Here is a 15,602-nt window from a genome sequence, read left to right as displayed (position 1 = left end):
GCCGGCCGAGCGTGCGACATGAGCACTACCACCGCCCACTGTTGACCTGCCCCCGAAGGCCCTGTGTCCCTGGCGCCCTCGTGGCGCTTTTTTATTGCCCGGGCGCCGCCCCGGGAGCGCTTTCCAGCCCGCCCAGCGGGCCCCGCACGAAGCCACTCCGATGATCAACATTACCCTCCCCGACGGCAGTCGCCGCGAGTTTGAAAACCCCGTCAGCGTCATGGACGTCGCCCAGTCAATCGGTGCCGGCCTGGCCAAGGCCACCATCGCCGGTGCCGTGGATGGCGTGCTGGTCGATGCCAGCGACGTCATCGACCACGATGCCAGCCTGCGCATCATCACCGCCAAGGACGAGGAGGGCGTGGAGATCATCCGCCACTCCTGCGCCCACCTGGTCGGCCACGCGGTCAAGCAGCTGTACCCGGATGTGAAGATGGTGATCGGTCCGGTGATCGCCGAAGGCTTCTACTACGACATCTACTCCGAGCGCCCGTTCACCCCGGACGACATGGCCGCGATCGAGAAGCGCATGGGTGAACTGATCGCCCAGGACTACGACGTCATCAAGAAGATGACGCCGCGCGCCGAAGTGATCGAGATCTTCAAGGCCCGTGGTGAGGACTACAAGCTGCGCCTGATCGAGGACATGTCCGACGACATCCAGGCGATGGGCATGTACTACCATCAGGAATACGTGGACATGTGCCGTGGCCCGCACGTGCCGAACACGCGCTTCCTGAAGGCCTTCAAGCTGACCCGCATCTCCGGCGCCTACTGGCGTGGCGACGCGCAGAACGAACAGCTGCAGCGCATCTACGGCACCGCCTGGGCGGACAAGAAGCAGCTTGAGGCGTACATCAAGCGCATCGAGGAAGCCGAGATGCGCGACCACCGCCGCATCGGCAAGCAGCAGGACCTGTTCCACCTGCAGGAAGAAGCGCCGGGCCTGGTGTTCTGGCACCCGAAGGGCTGGGCGCTGTGGCAGGTGGTCGAGCAGTACATGCGCAAGGTCTACCGCAGCAGCGGCTACGGCGAAGTGCGCTGCCCGCAGATCCTGGACGTGAGCCTTTGGAAGAAGTCCGGCCACTGGGACAACTACCAGGACAACATGTTCTTCACCGAGTCGGAGAAGCGCACCTACGCGGTCAAGCCGATGAACTGCCCGGGCCACATCCAGGTGTTCAACCAGGGCCTGCACAGCTACCGCGACCTGCCGATCCGCTACGGTGAATTCGGTTCCTGCCACCGCAACGAGCCATCCGGCGCGCTGCACGGGATCCTGCGCGTGCGTGGTTTCACCCAGGACGACGGCCACGTGTTCTGCACCGAGAGCCAGATCGAATCGGAAGTGACCGCGTTCCACCAGCAGGCGCTGGCGGTCTACCAGCACTTCGGCTTCGACGAGATCCAGATCAAGATCGCGCTGCGTCCGGAATCGCGCCTGGGCGACGACGCCACCTGGGACAAGGCCGAGGGCGCACTGCGTTCGGCGCTGTCCGCCTGTGGCGTGGAGTGGCAGGAGCTGCCGGGCGAGGGCGCCTTCTACGGCCCGAAGATCGAGTACCACCTGAAGGACGCCATCGGCCGTACCTGGCAGCTGGGCACCATGCAGGTCGACTTCATGATGCCGGGCCGTCTGGGCGCCGAGTACGTGGATGAGAACAGCCAGAAGAAGCACCCGGTCATGCTGCACCGTGCCATCGTTGGCTCGATGGAGCGCTTCCTGGGCATCCTGATCGAGCACCATGCCGGCCAGTTCCCGGCCTGGCTGGCCCCGACCCAGGTGGTGGTGGCCAACATCACCGACGCCCAGGCCGAGTACGTCTCGGGCGTGACCAAAACCCTTGCGGAGCAAGGCTTCCGCGTCAGCTCGGATTTGCGTAACGAGAAGATCGGCTATAAAATCCGCGAGCATACGTTGCAGCGCGTGCCCTACCTGCTGGTCATTGGTGACCGCGAGAAGGAAAATGGGGCTGTGGCGGTGCGTACGCGTTCTGGCGAAGATCTGGGCAGCATGAGCCTGCAGGCCTTCATCGAGCGGCTCCACGCCGAGGGCGCGTAAGCAAAGGTCCGGTCCGGGCGCACAGGCACCCGGACCGGTTCGATACCCTTGGGAGAACGTAATATCAGCACCCCTGACAACAAACAGAACCGCAAGAATCAGGAAATCCGTGTGCCGCGCGTCCGCGTGATCGGCAGTGACGGAGAAATGATCGGCGTGTTGTCGCGCGACGAAGCGCTGTCCATGGCCGAAGATGAAGGCCTGGACCTGGTCGAAATCCAGCCGCAGGCCGATCCGCCGGTCTGCAAGATCATGGACTTCGGCAAGTTCAAGTTCGAAGCGCAGAAGAAGGCCAGCGAGGCCAAGAAGAAGACCAAGCAGGTCGAGATCAAGGAAGTGAAGTTCCGTCCGGTCACGGACGAGGGCGACTACCAGATCAAGCTGCGCAAGATGCGCGGGTTCCTCGAAGAAGGCGACAAGATCAAGGTCAACATCCGTTTCCGTGGCCGTGAAATGAGCCACCAGGAACTGGGTCGTGAAATGGCCAACCGGATCGAGACCGATCTGGGCGAGGACATCGTCATTGAATCCCGTCCGCGCCTGGAAGGGCGTCAGATGGTCATGATGATCGCGCCGAAGAAGAAGACCTGAGGCCTGACGGGCCGCCTTCCGGGGCGCCTGGCTGAATGGTTCAGGGTAAAGGGGCGCCATTGGCGTCCCTTTGCTTTTGCAGGAAGCCGGTGAATTGTCGGCAAAAGGGTTGCAGGGGCTGGTGACAGGGCGGTTTTGCCTGTATCATGCCCGGCTCGACCCACCCAGGACGGGTCGTACGCCGATCATGGCAGGACGGAAAGAGCGGCCCAGGCCGCCGCCAGATCAGTCAGAAACCAGGGTCACCCCCATCAAGGACATTGCAATGCCCAAGATCAAGACCAACCGGGCAGCGGCCAAGCGTTTCCGCAAGACCGCCTCGGGCAAGTACAAGTGCGGCCACGCCAACCGTAGCCACATCCTCACGAAGAAAGCGACCAAGCGTAAGCGTAATCTGCGTCAGACGGGCCATGTCCGTGCAGAAGACGCAGGCCGTCTGGACCGCATGCTCCCTTACCTCTGAGGAACTGAAAAATGGCACGAGTTAAGCGTGGCGTACAGGCGCGTCGCCGCCACAAGAAAATTCTGGATCTCGCCAAGGGCTATTACAACGCCCGTCGCAAGGTCTTCCGCGTCGCCAAGCAGGCGGTCATCAAGGCACAGCAGTACGCCTACATCGGCCGTAAGCAGAAGAAGCGCAACTTCCGTTCGCTGTGGATCACCCGTATCAATGCGGCTGCCCGCATCAACGGCCTGAGCTACAGCCGCTTCATGAACGGTCTGCTGAAGGCCGGCATTACCCTGGATCGCAAGGTCCTGGCTGACATCGCCGTGCACGACGCAGCCGGTTTTGCTGCGCTGGCTGAAAAGGCCAAGGGCGCGCTGGCGGCATAAGTCCTTCCCGATGCCGTAACCGTTCACTCGGAACGGTGTCAGGTCAAGGCAATGCATGGGGAAGGGCGCAAGTCCTTCCCCATTCTTTTTTGGGTCCCGGCGAGGCCACGACGGCAGCGCGGGGACGGCGGTGGCGACAGGGGTCGGCCCTTCGCGCATCGCGATGGCAGATCGACTGGAGTTCCGGCCCCCCATGAGCGACATCCAATCCCTCACCACCCAGGCGCTGGCCGATGTGGCCGCCGCACAGAGCCCCGACGTGCTGGAACAGCTGCGCGTGGCCCTGCTTGGCAAAAGTGGCAGCATCACTTCGCAGCTCAAGCAGCTCGGCGCCCTGCCGGCCGACGAGCGCAAGGCCGCCGGTGAAGCGATCAACCAGGCCCGCGATGCGCTGACCCGCGCACTGGGCGAGCGCAAGGCGCTGCTGGAAGACGCGGCACTGGATGCGCGCCTGGCCGCCGAAGCCATCGACATCACCCTGCCGGGCCGCAATGGCGACCGTGCCGGCCTGCATCCGATCACCCGCACCCTGGAGCGCATCACCGGCATCTTCGGCCGGCTGGGCTACGAGCTCTCGGAAGGGCCGGAGATCGAGGATGACTGGCACAACTTCGAGGCGCTGAACTTCCCGCCGCACCACCCGGCGCGCGCCATGCACGACACCTTCTACTTCGGCGACGGCCGCCTGCTGCGCACGCATACCTCTGGTGTGCAGGTGCGCTACATGGGCGACCACGCGCCGCCGCTGCGCATGATCGCCGCCGGCAAGGTGTACCGCAGCGACAGCGACCAGACCCATTCGCCGATGTTCCACCAGGTCGAAGGCCTGCTGGTCGACGAGCATTCGACCTTCGCCGACCTGAAGGGCACGCTGGCCGAATTCGTGCGCGCGTTCTTCGAGCGCGATTTCGAAATGCGTTTCCGTCCCAGCTACTTCCCGTTCGTTGAGCCGGGCGCGGAGGTGGACATCGCCTGGCAGCAGCCTGATGGCAGCACCCGCTGGCTGGAAGTGCTCGGCTGCGGCATGGTCCATCCGAACGTGCTGCGCAATGTCGGCATCGATCCGGAGCGTTACACCGGCTTCGCTTTCGGCATGGGCGTGGAGCGTTTCGCGATGCTGCGCTACGGCGTCAACGACCTGCGCGCGTTCTTCGAGAACGACGTGCGGTTCCTGAAGCAGTTCGCGTAAGCCGCAACAGTGTAGAGCCGAGCCATGCTCGGCTGCTTTTCTGGATGGACGCCTCCTTGCGCATGCGCTGGGCGACCACAAAAACCGCAACGGGAGGCACACCTCCCACCAGGGTGACACCATGAAATTCTCCGAAAACTGGCTGCGCAGCCACGTCCCGACCTCCGCCTCGCGCGATGAGCTCAGCGCGGTGCTGACCGCCATCGGCCTGGAAGTGGAAGAGGTGACCGCGCTCGGCGACGGCCTCGACCACGTGGTCGTGGCGCGCATCGTGGAAGCCGTGCGCCATCCGGAAGCGGATCGCCTGCAGGTGTGCAAGGTCGATGCCGGGCAGGGCGAGCTGCTGCAGATCGTGTGCGGCGCGCCGAACGCGCGCCCGGGCCTGGTCGCGCCGCTGGCGATGGTCGGTGCGCAGATCGGCGAGTTGAAGATCAAGCCGGCCAAGCTGCGTGGCGTCGAGTCCAACGGCATGCTGTGCTCGGCCAAGGAGCTGGGCCTGGACAACGATGCCTCCGGCCTGCTGGAACTGCCGGACGACGCACCGGTCGGCCAGTCCCTGGTCGAGTATCTGGGGCTGCCGGACGCCAGCATCGAGATCAAGCTGACCCCGAACCGTGCCGACTGCTTCAGCCTGCGCGGCATCGCCTACGACGTCGCCGCCGCCACCCGCAGTGAAGTGCTGGACTTCGCGGCCGACGCCATTGCGCCGGTCGGCAGCCGCGAACTGTCGATCCAGCTCGATGCCGGCGCCGAAGCACCGCGTTACCTGGGCCGCGTCATCGAAGGCGTCAACGCCGCTGCCAAGACCCCGCTGTGGATGGCCGAGCGCCTGCGCCGCAGCGGTGTGCGTCCGGTCTCGCTGCTGGTCGACATCACCCAGTACGTGATGCTGGAGCTGGGCCAGCCGATGCATGCCTACGACCTCGGTACCCTGCAGGGCAGCATTGCCGTGCGCCGTTCGCGCGCGGGCGAGAGCCTGAAGCTGCTGGACGGCCGCGATGCCGCACTGGACGACAGCTTCCTGGTGGTTGCCGATGCTGACCGTGCGGTCGGTCTGGCCGGCCTGATGGGCGGCTTCGATACCCGCGTCACCGACGCGACCACCGCCGTGTTCCTGGAAGCTGCGCACTTCGCGCCGGCCGCGATCATGGGCCGTGGCCGCAAGCTCGGCCTGCACACCGATGCCGGCCACCGCTTCGAGCGTGGCGTCGACCCGGCATTGCCGCGCACCGCCATCGAATACGCCACCCGCCTGGTGCTGGACCTCGCCGGCGGTACCCCGGCGCCGGTCACCGAGGCCGTGCGTGCCGATGACCTGCCGCAGCCGGCGACGATCGTACTGCGCCGTGCTCGCATCAGCCGCGTGCTGGGCATCACCATCGACGACGCCGAAGTCGAGCGCATCCTGCGCGCGCTGGGCATGGACGTGGCTGCGACGGCCGAGGGCTGGCAGGTCGCCGCGCCGAGCCGTCGCTTCGACATCGCCATCGAAGAAGACCTGATCGAAGAACTGGCCCGCATCCACGGTTACGAGCAGATCCCGACCACGCTGCCGGGCGGTGCCTCGCGCGTGGCGATGCCGAGCGAGACCCAGCTGGACGCGCTGAGCGTTCGTCGCCAGCTGATCGCCCGCGACCAGCAGGAAACCGTCAACTTTGCCTTCGTCGACGACGCGCTGCTGACCCAGTGGCAGCTGCGCGATGGCCTGGTACCGCTGGCCAACCCACTGTCGGCCGAACTGGCGGTGATGCGCCCGTCGCTGCTGCCGGGCCTGGTCGCCACGCTGGGCCGCAATGCCGCGCGCCAGTTGGGTCGCGTGCGCCTGTTCGAGCTCGGCCGGGTGTTCACCCAGCAGGCCGGAGATGGCCAGCCGGCGCCGCTGGAAACCCCGCGCGTGGCCGCCGCGGTCTGCGGTGATGCGCAGGCGGTGCAGTGGGGCCTGCCGACCCGCAAGGTCGACTTCCACGATCTGAAGGGCGACCTGGAATCGCTGGCCGCTGCCAGTGGCGCGCAGCTGGAGTTCCGCCCGTCGGCCCGTCCTTACGGCCACCCGGCGCGCTCGGCCGAGGTGTTCCGCGATGGCGTGGCGATCGGCTGGATCGGTCAGGTCCATCCGCGCCTGGTCAAGGCGATGGACATCGAATCCGACGTCTACGCCTTCGAACTGGATCTGGAGCCGCTGACCGCCCGCCGCCTGCCGCGTGCGGGCGAGCTGTCGCGCTTCCCGGCCGTGCGCCGCGACCTGGCGTTCCTGGTGCCTGAACAGGTGGCCTGGGCCGATCTGGCGGCGACCGTCCGCCAGGCCGCCGGCCCGCTGCTGCGCGACCTGAACCTGTTCGACCGCTATGTCGGCCAGGGCGTCGAGCCGGGATTCAAGAGTCTCGCTATGGGCTTGATTTTGCAGGACAAGTCGCGCACTCTGACGGACCGCGACGTGGATGCGGTGGTGGCCGAGGCGGTCACTGCCATCGAGCGTGAACACCACGCCCGGATCCGCGGCTGAGCGGGCAGCACTCGGGGGTAGCAGGCAATGGCATTGACCAAGGCGGAGATGGCGGAAAAGCTGTTCGACGAAGTCGGTCTGAACAAGCGGGAAGCCAAGGAATTCGTCGACGCGTTTTTCGATGTGCTGCGTGAAGCATTGGAACAGGGACGTCAGGTGAAGCTGTCGGGCTTCGGTAATTTCGATCTGCGGCGCAAGAACCAGCGCCCGGGTCGCAACCCCAAGACCGGCGAGGAAATTCCGATTTCCGCCCGTACGGTGGTCACCTTCCGTCCGGGCCAGAAGCTCAAGGAGAGGGTGGAAGCTTATGCTGGATCCGGGCAGTAACCGCGAACTACCGCCGATCCCGGCCAAGCGCTACTTCACCATCGGTGAAGTCAGCGAGCTGTGCGACGTCAAGCCGCACGTCCTTCGCTACTGGGAAACCGAGTTTCCCAGCCTTGAGCCGGCCAAGCGCCGAGGCAACCGCCGCTACTACCAGCGCCATGACGTGCTGATGGTGCGGCAGATCCGCAGCCTGCTGTACGAACAGGGCTACACCATCGGTGGTGCACGCCTGCGTCTGGACGGCCCCGATGCCCGCGAGGAATCGGCGCTGAGCAACCAGATTATCAAGCAGGTACGCATGGAGCTGGAAGAAGTGCTGCAGTTGTTGCGCCGCTGATCCCATTTCCATCGTAATCCGCTATACTTCACGGCCCGCCGCACTGGCGGGCACATCGCAGCATCAGTCGGGGCGTAGCGCAGCCTGGTAGCGCATCTGCCTGGGGGGCAGAGGGTCGTCGGTTCGAATCCGGCCGTCCCGACCACTGTGATGAATCAAGAAGCCTGCGCAGCAATGCGTGGGCTTTTTTGTGCGCGCTGCTGATGCCGATGATCAGTCTTCAGCGAAGCGATAGATCAGCTCCGGGTCGCCGTCATCCAATCCATGCACGATGCCGCTGTCGATGAAGCCCGACGCAACGAGCAGGCGCTGCATGCCGATGTTGGAGGCATTGGTCGAGGTGAACAGCTTGCCGCGACCGCGCCGTGCGATCGCGTGTCGCAGCAGTGCGGTACCAATGCCGTGGCCGCGGCGTTCGCGCGCCACCATCAGCATCTCGACGAAGGCCTCGCCGAAGAAGTGGTGATGCATGACCAGGTAGCCGACGACCCTGCCGTCCTGCTCGGCGACATACAGGCCGCCGTGTGCCAGCCAGTTGCCAATCTGCATGATCCGCTCTGGATCAATGGCTGCCACGCTGTCGAGCGCGATCAAGGCATCCGCGTCCTGGGGGCTGCCGTTACGCAGGCGCGGAGAACGGGACGTCCGGCTCATCGCGGGCGGAGCTGCAGCAACAGACCGCCACCCGATACAAAACAGGCGAGCAGGACGATGATCGACAGCGGCAGGTGGAATTCATTGCGACCGAGCAGGGCAAACGCCAGGTGGATCAGCGCCGTGCCAATGCCGAGCGCGCCACAAACCAGTGCATAGCCGCGCGCCGTGGATGTACCCAACAGGGCATGGCGATAACCCCCAAGCACGGCGCCGACTGCGAACAGGTTGAACAGCAGGAAGCCCTGGATGCCGCCGGGCACATGGAACATGGTCCATTCCTGCCAGAACGCAGCGTCGATCTGATGCAGGATCAACGCCAGCAGCGTCGCCAGATACCATCGTTCCATGTCGTGCTCCCTGCCATGCAGGCCATAGTCTATCGACTCCGCCTTGCACGCACGTCTACTCGTTGCAGCCAGCGCGTGGCAGGCAGTCAATACACCCGGAACTCGGCACGGCAGCCGTCGCTGACCCATACGCCGCGACGGTCCCAGCCCCAGTTGCGGTCCTCGATGCAGGTCGTCACCGATTTCTGCTTGACCAGCCGTACCTCGTGACGAACGCGAATCCGGCACTCCTTGTCCTTGTTCTCGTAGGACTCGCAGACCAGGCGTTCACCCTCGTTGTCGCGGTCACGGCCGCGGCCACGTCCCGGCCAGCGCCCGTATCCATCGGCGACGAACTCGGCGCGGCAGCCGTCGGTCACCCATAACGTGCGGCGGCTCTGGCCCCAGTTCTGGTTCTCCACGCAGCGGGTGACCGACAGTTGCCTGGCCAGGCGCATCGGGCCCTCGATGGGGCATTGCTCGGTCTTGTTGAACTGGGATTCGCAGCGCAGCGCTGGAATGTGATCAGTGTCGTAGTCCTGGGCGGCCACGGCGGTGGCGGCCAGCAGCAGGACAAGGGCGGCGCCGGTGATCGGCAGCAGCGGGCGAAGGGTCATAGGGAGCCTCGAGCGTGGATTCGGGCGGCAAGAATGACCCAGCACGGGGCCGTCGGAACGCATCGTTCCGGAAGTGGCTCAGTAAGGATTTAGTAGTGCGCACGGGCCCATGCAGAGGCTTACATCCCGTATCATCGCTGCACATCCGATCGCATCGGTTTACACCTTCTTACATGTCTTCCACGCCTGTCGGCGCAGCCTGTGGCTGCCGTCACTGGTGTGCGGGCGGCCTGTGGGGGAGGATGCGCGGACCACGACGACCACAGGGGGTTGCGTTGATCAGCAGTACCGTCATTCATCGCTCGGCCGACGCAGGCGGCGCCGAGGTGCGGGTCCTGGACACCACGTTCAAGGGCAAGCATGTGTTCATTGCCTGGGGCCTGCGCGGGCCGGAACTGACCCGCAGCGCGGACCCGGCTGCGACCGTGGCCGCACGCAAGGCGCTGCACGCGGTTGCCGGCCACAGCGAAGGGCCGCGCAGCCCGGAAGTGTTCATCGCCAACCAGTCGGCGGTGGCGATCACGGTCTATCGCCTGCTTACCGAAGCGCGCTCCGGCGATGCCATCTTCTTCCTGTGCGATTCCCAGGCGGTGGTCGAGTGGCTGATCACCGCGCTGGAAGTGCAGGGCGCGGACTGATTCCGCGCTGCACCGAAGGCAGGATCAGGCCAGTGCTGCGTCCACCGCAGCCCGCGCATGCAGGGCAGTGGTATCGAACAACGGCACTGCACTGTCCTCCGGGCGTACCAGCAGCATGATCTCGGTGCAGCCAAGAATGATCGCTTCGGCACCGCGCGCCACCAGTCGCGCGATCACGCCGGCATAGACCTGCCGTGAGTGCTCGCTGACCACGCCGGCAATCAGCTCCTGGTAGATGATGTCGTGCACGCTGCGCCGGTCATCGGCATCGGGCACCAGCACTTCCAGAGCGAAGCGATCCTGCAGCCGGCCGCGGTAGAAGTCCTGCTCCATGGTGAAGGCGGTGCCGAGCAGGCCCACCTTGCGTGCGCCTGCCTGCACGATGGCCTGGGCGGTGGGATCGACGATATGCAGCAGCGGCAGTGGGCAGGCCGCCTCGATGCGGTCGGCCAGCGTGTGCATGGTGTTGGTGCAGACCAGCAGCAGATCGGCACCACCGGCCTGCAGGCGTCGTGCGGCGTCGACCATGTGGTCGCCCAGTGCGTCCCAGTCGCCGTCGTGCTGCAGCTGCTTGATCGGCGCGAAGTCCACCGACCACAGCAGCAGTTGCGCGGAGTGCGCGCCACCGAGGCGCTGCCGCACGTCCTCGTTGATGAGCCGGTAGTACTGGGCCGAGCTTTCCCAGCTCATGCCGCCGATCAGGCCGAGAGTCTTCATGCATTGCTCCAGGGAAGAGGCGGTCATTGCAGCACAATGAGGAAGGGCATTGCGCAATACGTGGGCGTTGGGCAGGTCCGCGAGCGGGGTCTGATCGACCCCGGTGCTGCTGCGGCGCGATAATGTCGCTACCAATGGGAGGGCGGGGCGATGGGCGAGTGTTGCGGCTGTGGCAAGACCCTGGACGTGGCGGCGATGCAGGCGCGGCACCGGCGCGTGCTGTGGATCGTGCTGCTGGTCAATCTGGCCACCTTTGCGTTGATGGTCGCTGCTGCCGGGTACAGCCATTCGTCCTCGCTGTTGTCTGGCGCCCTGGACAACCTGGGTGACGCGGCGACCTATGCATTGAGCCTGGCCGTGGTCGGCGCAGGCCTCGTGGCCAAGGCGCGGGTTGCCCTGTTCAAGGGGCTACTGATCCTGGCAGCAGCGCTCGCGGTGGCTGCGCAGATCGGATGGCGGTTGCTGCATCCGGAGGTGCCCTTGTTTGCCAGCATGGGCCTGGCGGCGCTGCTCAACCTGGCCGCCAACGCGGCGTGCCTGTGGTTGCTGACCCCTTATCGCAACGACGACATCAACCTGGCGTCCGCCTGGGAATGCTCGCGCAATGATCTGTATGAGGGCGTATCGGTGCTGCTGGCCGCGGGCCTGGTAGCGCTGTTCGGTGCGGGTTGGCCGGATCTGCTGGTAGCGGTCGCACTGCTGGTATTGTTCCTGCGCTCGGCGTTGAGGGTCCTGCGCTCGGCCTGGGTAGAGCTGCGCAGCGCGCGTCTGCTGACGTCGTGAGTACGCGTCTGTAACCGTCGCATCCGCGTCAGGCTGTATGTGACGCAGGCCATGGTCACGCTCTAAGCCTGCTGGGTTTTCCTGCGTGGATGTTGAAATGGCCCTGCATACCTGGTGGTGGTTCCTGGCCACGGTGTTCGTTCTGTGTGGCACGCCGGGGCCGAACATGCTGCATATCCTGGGGCGCAGCGTCGGGCTGGGTTTCCGCGGCAGCGTTCCGGCCATGGCGGGCTGCCTGCTGGCGATGCTGCTGGTGCTGGCGGCCTCCGCAGCGGGCCTGAGTGCGCTGCTGCATTCCTCGCCGATGCTGTTCGAGGTGCTGCGCTATCTGGGCGTGGCCTATCTGGCCTGGCTGGGCCTGAAGGCATGGCGTGACAGCTGCCGTCCCGCGCCACCGGTGACGGTGGATGCCGCACTGCCGATGACGCCGACGCTTGGTGCCTGGACCGTGTTCCGTGGTGGCCTTCTGGTGGGCCTGAGCAATCCCAAGCTGCTGCTGTTCGCGGCGGCGTTCCTGCCGCAGTTCGTTGATCCGTCACGCGGCCAGGCGTTGCAGTACAGCGTGCTGGTGGCCACCTTCGCCGCCTGCGAACTGTTCTGGTACGTGATGTATGCAGCCGGTGGCCATGGCCTGCGCCGCTGGCTGGCCAAGCCGTTTGCACGACGCTGGTTCGAGCGGCTGGTGGGCAGCGTGTTCCTGGCGTTTGCCGTCGCGCTGCTGCGCTTCCGTCCGCGCTGATTCACGCCGCGCACGCGGCCTGTTCACGACTGCCGCATCGGCCACGGCCTAGCCTGATCATCCAGTACGCAGTCCCCGCGGGGAAAGGTTTGACATGATCAAGTGGGCCATCATCTTCGCCATCATCGGCGTCATTGCGGGCGTGCTCGGCTTCGGCGGCATTGCCGGTGCCGCGGTCGGCATCGCCAAGTTCCTGTTCTGGGCCGGCATCATCATTGCCGTGGTGCTGTTCCTGCTCGGCATGACCGTAGCGAAGAAGGTCAGCTAGCGTTGATCGCGCAGCAGCGTGCTCAGTGTGCGCTGCTGCGCGAGAACAGGTTGATCACCAGCACGCCGGCGCAGATCAGGCCGATGCCGATCAACGCCGGTGCATCCAGGCGCTGCTTGAACACCACCAGCCCGATCAGCGAGATCAGCACGATGCCGACGCCGGACCAGATCGCGTAGGCGATGCCGGTCGGGATCGACTTCATGGTCATCGACAACAAGTAGAAGCACAGCCCGTAGCCGACCAGCGCGCCCAGCGTCGGCGCCAGCCGGCTCATGCCGTCGGAGGCCTTCAACAGTGATGTGGCAATCACTTCCAGCATGATGGCTGCAGCAAGGTAGAGGTAGGGATTCATTGCGCGCTCCGGCTCACTGCGGGTCGCACAGTTTCAGGGCCTGTTCGGCCATGGCCAGTGCGTTGATGCGTTCCTCCTCGTCCAGCGGCCGGCCGTAGGCCGTGGCCCAGTAGCCATCGGCCGCGCAGCGCGCCGCATACAGTCGGGGATCGTTGGCTTCGCCGGCGAATTCGGCCAGCATTGCACGCTTCCAGGTGCGCCAATGCGCGAGCAGGGCCGGTTCCATCAGGTTGCCCAGGGTCAGGCCGATGTCGTTGTCCTGCTCCTGCTGCAGCAGATGCTCGAAATTGGCCTGCACATAGGCGCGGCTGAAACGGCCATGGCCTTCGGGATTTTCCTGCAGCAGGGCGCGTACCCGCGCTTCGAACTCGCCGATGAGCGCTCCGACGGCTTCATCCACCAGTGCCTGCTTGCTGCTGAAATGATGGAACAACGCACCCTTGCTGACACCAGCGGCCTGCGCGACGTCCTGCACGGTCAGCGCGGCCAGGCCGTTACGGCCGATCACTTCAATGGTGGCCTGCAGCAGTGACTGGCGCACGCTGTCGGGCGCCTTGCGGCGCGAACGGGAGGGGGATGCGGACATGGTGGGAAGAAACCGACTGGACGGTACGATTGTAGCGCAGGCCCGCTGTGTTGCCGCGCGCTGCCGGCCTGGACCGGCAGCGGAACCGTCATGCGTCGACGCGGGCGAAACGTGGTTGCGGTCCGTGCTCGCCGGGCACCTGCTCGACGAACATGGCGTACGGGCGTACCCACAGGCCGCCTTCGCCATACAACGCGCGGTACAGCACCATCGGCTGCAGGGTCTCGCTGCTGCGGACGATGTCCAGCACTTCGTACTCGCCGCCCTTGAAGTGGCGGTAGCGGCCCGGGGCCAGGGTGGGGAGCGGACTCAGCTCAGCCATGGTGGGCGCGACTCACTTGCGCGCCGGGCTGGCCGGCTTTGCGCAGTAGGCATCGATGGCTTCGGCGGTATTGGCCAGGCCCTGTGCCTGCGCCAGTTCCCACGGGCGTTCGCAACGCTGGCTGTGCTCGCACCACTGGTAGCCGGCCGAACCGATGCAGCCATGCGCATCGCGATCACCGCCGACCACCGGCGTGGCCGGCGACGTGGCTGTCGCTTCGGCGTGCGTGGGTGCCTTGTCCGGGCTGGCGCAGGCGACCAGGACCAGCAGCGCGGGAATCAGAAGAAGGGATTTCATCGGCGGAGCTCCGTGCCTAAAGCAACAGTGTCGACCGCAGGAAAAACGGCAGCAAGTGCTCAGTGCAGGGCGGCGCGGATCAGTTCCTCGATCAGCACCAGATAGCTGGCCACGAAGTAGAACTTCAGCAACGTCGAACGCTGCTGCGAGAAGAAGGTGCGCATGTGGAAGGGGCCCCTGTTGGTGACGGTAGTGTGAAGCTCTGCCAACTCCGTGACAAGGGTCACGAAAGGGATTCACTAAACGGCCTCAGGGATGTGAGGGCGGGGCGGTCTGACAGTCCGGCGCGGCATTTTCGTACAAATCTGATAGGCCATCCCGGAGGTGCTCGCTAGCCTGATGGTGTACCGGCGCTCAGGGCCTTCCGCTGCCGGCGTGCCTTCATTCCGCAGGAGTCTTCCAATGGTCATTACCGTTCAATGCAACGCCCGGCACTGGTCCGTATTGGATCCGCAGGCGCATGACGCCACCCGTTATGCACGGGGCGCCGAGGCTTTCGATGTCGCTGCGGCGCGGGCCCTGGAGCACCACCGCCGTACCGGCCAGCGCAGCACGGTACGGGTCGAGGCGCTCGGCAATTCGGTGGACGCACTCCACGTCGGAAGTTGACGCCACCGGCCGAGGCGCAGTCAGCCACGGTTGAGTTGTTTGAATGGGGAAAAAACCGCCGTAGGGCGCCCCCTGTGCGCCGCGCAACGAATCCCGGATGCTTGCGCCATCGTATTCATCCGGAGATCCCGATGGGCAAGGCACTCACCTGGCGTACCCTGGCCTGCACCCTGCTGCCAATGCTGGCGGCCGCGGGCGGCGCGCAGGCGCAGAGCTATGGCTACGGGTATGACGACGATCGCTATGGCGGTCGTGATGGCGGCGGCATCGTACGCTGCGAATCGATCAAGAACCGCAGCAATGAATGTCGCCTGGAAGGCCGTGCCCGGATGATCCGCCAGTTGTCGGGCTCGCCGTGCGTGGAAGGCGAGACCTGGGGACAATCGCGCTACGGTGTCTGGGTCACCCAGGGCTGTCGTGCCGAGTTCGTTGGCGAGTACCGCCGCGGCGGTGGCTGGGGTGGTGGCCATGGCAACGGCTGGGGCAATGGTGGCAATGGCTGGGGTGGGGGTGAGGTGATCACCTGCCATTCCAACGGCCATCGCCAGGAGTACTGCGATGCGCGCATCCGTCGTGGTGTGCGCCTGGTCCGTCAGGATTCACGCAGCGCCTGCATCGAGGGCCAGACCTGGGGCTGGGACCGCCGTGGCATCTGGGTCAGCGACGGTTGCCGGGCGCAGTTCCAGGTGAATTGAGCACGCGCCTCGAAAATCAGAATAATCTGATACAGCTCACATTTTGAACGTCGTATCTTCTGCGATCAGGGCACCTCTGCGTGCCCCTGATCCGCCGCGATGAAGTCTGCCGTAACCGGCACGCCCATCCCGCCACCGTCGATACGCTGC

General features: G+C 65.4%; 22 protein-coding genes and 1 tRNA gene. 15 read left to right on the top strand and 8 right to left on the bottom strand.

The genetic code is table 11. From position 1 onward, the window contains the following. The first annotated feature begins 160 nt into the window (after positions 1-160). The 9 genes from thrS (at position 161) to GOC52_RS14275 (ending at position 7,988) form a co-directional block, all read left to right on the top strand. A complete protein-coding gene (gene thrS, locus GOC52_RS14315) occupies positions 161-2,062 on the top strand; it encodes a threonine--tRNA ligase (RefSeq protein ID WP_191849718.1) in 1,902 nt (633 codons plus the stop codon). A 48-nt stretch (positions 2,063-2,110) separates the two neighbouring features. After that, positions 2,111-2,653 carry a translation initiation factor IF-3 gene (gene infC, locus GOC52_RS14310; protein ID WP_079222586.1) on the top strand — a complete coding sequence of 181 codons (543 nt, stop codon included), beginning with the start codon at positions 2,111-2,113 and terminating at the stop codon, positions 2,651-2,653. A 265-nt stretch (positions 2,654-2,918) separates the two neighbouring features. Next, positions 2,919-3,116: a 50S ribosomal protein L35 gene (gene rpmI / locus GOC52_RS14305; protein ID WP_005410436.1), complete on the top strand. Its 198-nt coding sequence runs from the start codon at positions 2,919-2,921 to the stop codon at positions 3,114-3,116. Between the two features lie 11 nt (positions 3,117-3,127). Then, on the top strand, positions 3,128-3,487 hold the full coding sequence (gene rplT / locus GOC52_RS14300) for a 50S ribosomal protein L20 (RefSeq protein WP_005410435.1): 360 nt from the start codon (positions 3,128-3,130) through the stop codon (positions 3,485-3,487). A 193-nt stretch (positions 3,488-3,680) separates the two neighbouring features. Then, positions 3,681-4,676 carry a phenylalanine--tRNA ligase subunit alpha gene (locus GOC52_RS14295; protein WP_005417865.1) on the top strand — a complete coding sequence of 332 codons (996 nt, stop codon included), beginning with the start codon at positions 3,681-3,683 and terminating at the stop codon, positions 4,674-4,676. Between the two features lie 121 nt (positions 4,677-4,797). Continuing rightward, entirely contained in the window at positions 4,798-7,179 is a 2,382-nt protein-coding gene (gene pheT / locus GOC52_RS14290) for a phenylalanine--tRNA ligase subunit beta (RefSeq protein WP_191849716.1), read from the top strand. Positions 7,180-7,206: 27 nt separating this feature from the next. Beyond that, positions 7,207-7,506, top strand: a complete 300-nt coding sequence (locus GOC52_RS14285) for an integration host factor subunit alpha (RefSeq protein ID WP_005410432.1) — start codon at positions 7,207-7,209, stop codon at positions 7,504-7,506. Then, positions 7,487-7,843 (top strand): MerR family transcriptional regulator, encoded by a 357-nt coding sequence (locus tag GOC52_RS14280; protein WP_005410431.1) that lies wholly within the window; start codon positions 7,487-7,489, stop codon positions 7,841-7,843. The genes GOC52_RS14285 and GOC52_RS14280 overlap by 20 nt, the downstream gene beginning before the upstream one ends. Before the next feature lie 68 nt (positions 7,844-7,911). After that, a tRNA-Pro gene (locus GOC52_RS14275) sits at positions 7,912-7,988 on the top strand. Positions 7,989-8,056: 68 nt separating this feature from the next. On the opposite strand, the gene GOC52_RS14270 is transcribed toward GOC52_RS14275, so the two are convergent. The 3 genes from GOC52_RS14270 to GOC52_RS14260 form a co-directional block, all read right to left on the bottom strand. Beyond that, positions 8,057-8,497 carry a GNAT family N-acetyltransferase gene (locus GOC52_RS14270; RefSeq protein WP_049455701.1) on the bottom strand — a complete coding sequence of 147 codons (441 nt, stop codon included), beginning with the start codon at positions 8,495-8,497 and terminating at the stop codon, positions 8,057-8,059. Further along, a complete protein-coding gene (locus tag GOC52_RS14265; protein ID WP_191849714.1) occupies positions 8,494-8,847 on the bottom strand; it encodes a DUF6713 family protein in 354 nt (117 codons plus the stop codon). Before GOC52_RS14265 ends, GOC52_RS14270 begins: the two co-directional genes overlap by 4 nt. A gap of 86 nt (positions 8,848-8,933) precedes the next feature. Further along, complete coding sequence (locus GOC52_RS14260) at positions 8,934-9,443, bottom strand: DUF3011 domain-containing protein (RefSeq protein WP_010486479.1); 510 nt, start codon at positions 9,441-9,443, stop codon at positions 8,934-8,936. A 242-nt stretch (positions 9,444-9,685) separates the two neighbouring features. On the opposite strand from GOC52_RS14260, the gene GOC52_RS14255 reads away from it, so the two are divergent. Next, positions 9,686-10,081, top strand: a complete 396-nt coding sequence (locus GOC52_RS14255) for a hypothetical protein (RefSeq protein ID WP_012511691.1) — start codon at positions 9,686-9,688, stop codon at positions 10,079-10,081. Positions 10,082-10,105: 24 nt separating this feature from the next. On the opposite strand, the gene GOC52_RS14250 is transcribed toward GOC52_RS14255, so the two are convergent. Next, the gene (locus tag GOC52_RS14250; RefSeq protein WP_191849712.1) at positions 10,106-10,798 is read right to left on the bottom strand and encodes an aspartate/glutamate racemase family protein; all 693 of its coding nucleotides are present in this window, start codon (positions 10,796-10,798) and stop codon (positions 10,106-10,108) included. A 150-nt stretch (positions 10,799-10,948) separates the two neighbouring features. Between GOC52_RS14250 and GOC52_RS14245 the strand changes: the two genes are divergently transcribed. From GOC52_RS14245 to GOC52_RS14235, 3 genes are all read left to right on the top strand, one after another. Continuing rightward, positions 10,949-11,581 (top strand): cation transporter, encoded by a 633-nt coding sequence (locus tag GOC52_RS14245; protein WP_054172216.1) that lies wholly within the window; start codon positions 10,949-10,951, stop codon positions 11,579-11,581. Positions 11,582-11,678: 97 nt separating this feature from the next. Further along, entirely contained in the window at positions 11,679-12,320 is a 642-nt protein-coding gene (locus GOC52_RS14240; RefSeq protein ID WP_191849710.1) for a LysE family translocator, read from the top strand. Between the two features lie 94 nt (positions 12,321-12,414). After that, on the top strand, positions 12,415-12,588 hold the full coding sequence (locus GOC52_RS14235) for a DUF1328 domain-containing protein (RefSeq protein WP_006380555.1): 174 nt from the start codon (positions 12,415-12,417) through the stop codon (positions 12,586-12,588). Positions 12,589-12,610: 22 nt separating this feature from the next. Here the strand turns inward: GOC52_RS14235 and GOC52_RS14230 are convergent, their stop codons facing one another. The 4 genes from GOC52_RS14230 to GOC52_RS14215 form a co-directional block, all read right to left on the bottom strand. Beyond that, complete coding sequence (locus tag GOC52_RS14230; protein WP_049434138.1) at positions 12,611-12,943, bottom strand: SMR family transporter; 333 nt, start codon at positions 12,941-12,943, stop codon at positions 12,611-12,613. Between the two features lie 13 nt (positions 12,944-12,956). After that, positions 12,957-13,529 carry a TetR/AcrR family transcriptional regulator gene (locus GOC52_RS14225; RefSeq protein WP_049434141.1) on the bottom strand — a complete coding sequence of 191 codons (573 nt, stop codon included), beginning with the start codon at positions 13,527-13,529 and terminating at the stop codon, positions 12,957-12,959. Between the two features lie 88 nt (positions 13,530-13,617). After that, positions 13,618-13,851, bottom strand: coding sequence for a DUF1653 domain-containing protein (locus GOC52_RS14220; protein ID WP_005410421.1), 234 nt, complete (start codon positions 13,849-13,851; stop codon positions 13,618-13,620). 12 nt (positions 13,852-13,863) lie between these two features. Beyond that, the gene (locus GOC52_RS14215) at positions 13,864-14,148 is read right to left on the bottom strand and encodes a hypothetical protein (protein ID WP_054172213.1); all 285 of its coding nucleotides are present in this window, start codon (positions 14,146-14,148) and stop codon (positions 13,864-13,866) included. 402 nt (positions 14,149-14,550) lie between these two features. Between GOC52_RS14215 and GOC52_RS14210 the strand changes: the two genes are divergently transcribed. Together GOC52_RS14210 and GOC52_RS14205 are read left to right on the top strand one after the other, a co-directional pair. After that, positions 14,551-14,757 carry a hypothetical protein gene (locus GOC52_RS14210; protein WP_010486505.1) on the top strand — a complete coding sequence of 69 codons (207 nt, stop codon included), beginning with the start codon at positions 14,551-14,553 and terminating at the stop codon, positions 14,755-14,757. Positions 14,758-14,888: 131 nt separating this feature from the next. Continuing rightward, a complete protein-coding gene (locus GOC52_RS14205) occupies positions 14,889-15,452 on the top strand; it encodes a DUF3011 domain-containing protein (RefSeq protein WP_010486507.1) in 564 nt (187 codons plus the stop codon). The last annotated feature ends 150 nt before the right edge of the window (positions 15,453-15,602 follow it).

Source organism: Stenotrophomonas sp. SXG-1 (assembly GCF_014083965.1).
Classification (GTDB): Bacteria; Pseudomonadota; Gammaproteobacteria; order Xanthomonadales; family Xanthomonadaceae; genus Stenotrophomonas; species Stenotrophomonas geniculata.
This window is presented reverse-complemented; position numbering and strand designations above follow the sequence as displayed.

What these genes read in the sequence shown, in the direction of transcription:
- thrS (WP_191849718.1), top strand. Translation starts at nt 161, where the DNA reads ATGATCAACATTACCCTCCCCGACGGCAGTCGCCGCGAGTTTGAAAAC.
- rpmI (WP_005410436.1), top strand. Translation starts at nt 2,919, where the DNA reads ATGCCCAAGATCAAGACCAACCGGGCAGCGGCCAAGCGTTTCCGCAAG.
- rplT (WP_005410435.1), top strand. Translation starts at nt 3,128, where the DNA reads ATGGCACGAGTTAAGCGTGGCGTACAGGCGCGTCGCCGCCACAAGAAA.
- GOC52_RS14295 (WP_005417865.1), top strand. Translation starts at nt 3,681, where the DNA reads ATGAGCGACATCCAATCCCTCACCACCCAGGCGCTGGCCGATGTGGCC.
- pheT (WP_191849716.1), top strand. Translation starts at nt 4,798, where the DNA reads ATGAAATTCTCCGAAAACTGGCTGCGCAGCCACGTCCCGACCTCCGCC.
- GOC52_RS14285 (WP_005410432.1), top strand. Translation starts at nt 7,207, where the DNA reads ATGGCATTGACCAAGGCGGAGATGGCGGAAAAGCTGTTCGACGAAGTC.
- GOC52_RS14280 (WP_005410431.1), top strand. Translation starts at nt 7,487, where the DNA reads ATGCTGGATCCGGGCAGTAACCGCGAACTACCGCCGATCCCGGCCAAG.
- GOC52_RS14270 (WP_049455701.1), bottom strand. Translation starts at nt 8,497, where the DNA reads ATGAGCCGGACGTCCCGTTCTCCGCGCCTGCGTAACGGCAGCCCCCAG.
- GOC52_RS14265 (WP_191849714.1), bottom strand. Translation starts at nt 8,847, where the DNA reads ATGGAACGATGGTATCTGGCGACGCTGCTGGCGTTGATCCTGCATCAG.
- GOC52_RS14260 (WP_010486479.1), bottom strand. Translation starts at nt 9,443, where the DNA reads ATGACCCTTCGCCCGCTGCTGCCGATCACCGGCGCCGCCCTTGTCCTG.
- GOC52_RS14255 (WP_012511691.1), top strand. Translation starts at nt 9,686, where the DNA reads ATGCGCGGACCACGACGACCACAGGGGGTTGCGTTGATCAGCAGTACC.
- GOC52_RS14250 (WP_191849712.1), bottom strand. Translation starts at nt 10,798, where the DNA reads ATGAAGACTCTCGGCCTGATCGGCGGCATGAGCTGGGAAAGCTCGGCC.
- GOC52_RS14245 (WP_054172216.1), top strand. Translation starts at nt 10,949, where the DNA reads ATGGGCGAGTGTTGCGGCTGTGGCAAGACCCTGGACGTGGCGGCGATG.
- GOC52_RS14240 (WP_191849710.1), top strand. Translation starts at nt 11,679, where the DNA reads ATGGCCCTGCATACCTGGTGGTGGTTCCTGGCCACGGTGTTCGTTCTG.
- GOC52_RS14235 (WP_006380555.1), top strand. Translation starts at nt 12,415, where the DNA reads ATGATCAAGTGGGCCATCATCTTCGCCATCATCGGCGTCATTGCGGGC.
- GOC52_RS14230 (WP_049434138.1), bottom strand. Translation starts at nt 12,943, where the DNA reads ATGAATCCCTACCTCTACCTTGCTGCAGCCATCATGCTGGAAGTGATT.
- GOC52_RS14225 (WP_049434141.1), bottom strand. Translation starts at nt 13,529, where the DNA reads ATGTCCGCATCCCCCTCCCGTTCGCGCCGCAAGGCGCCCGACAGCGTG.
- GOC52_RS14220 (WP_005410421.1), bottom strand. Translation starts at nt 13,851, where the DNA reads ATGGCTGAGCTGAGTCCGCTCCCCACCCTGGCCCCGGGCCGCTACCGC.
- GOC52_RS14215 (WP_054172213.1), bottom strand. Translation starts at nt 14,148, where the DNA reads ATGAAATCCCTTCTTCTGATTCCCGCGCTGCTGGTCCTGGTCGCCTGC.
- GOC52_RS14210 (WP_010486505.1), top strand. Translation starts at nt 14,551, where the DNA reads ATGGTCATTACCGTTCAATGCAACGCCCGGCACTGGTCCGTATTGGAT.
- GOC52_RS14205 (WP_010486507.1), top strand. Translation starts at nt 14,889, where the DNA reads ATGGGCAAGGCACTCACCTGGCGTACCCTGGCCTGCACCCTGCTGCCA.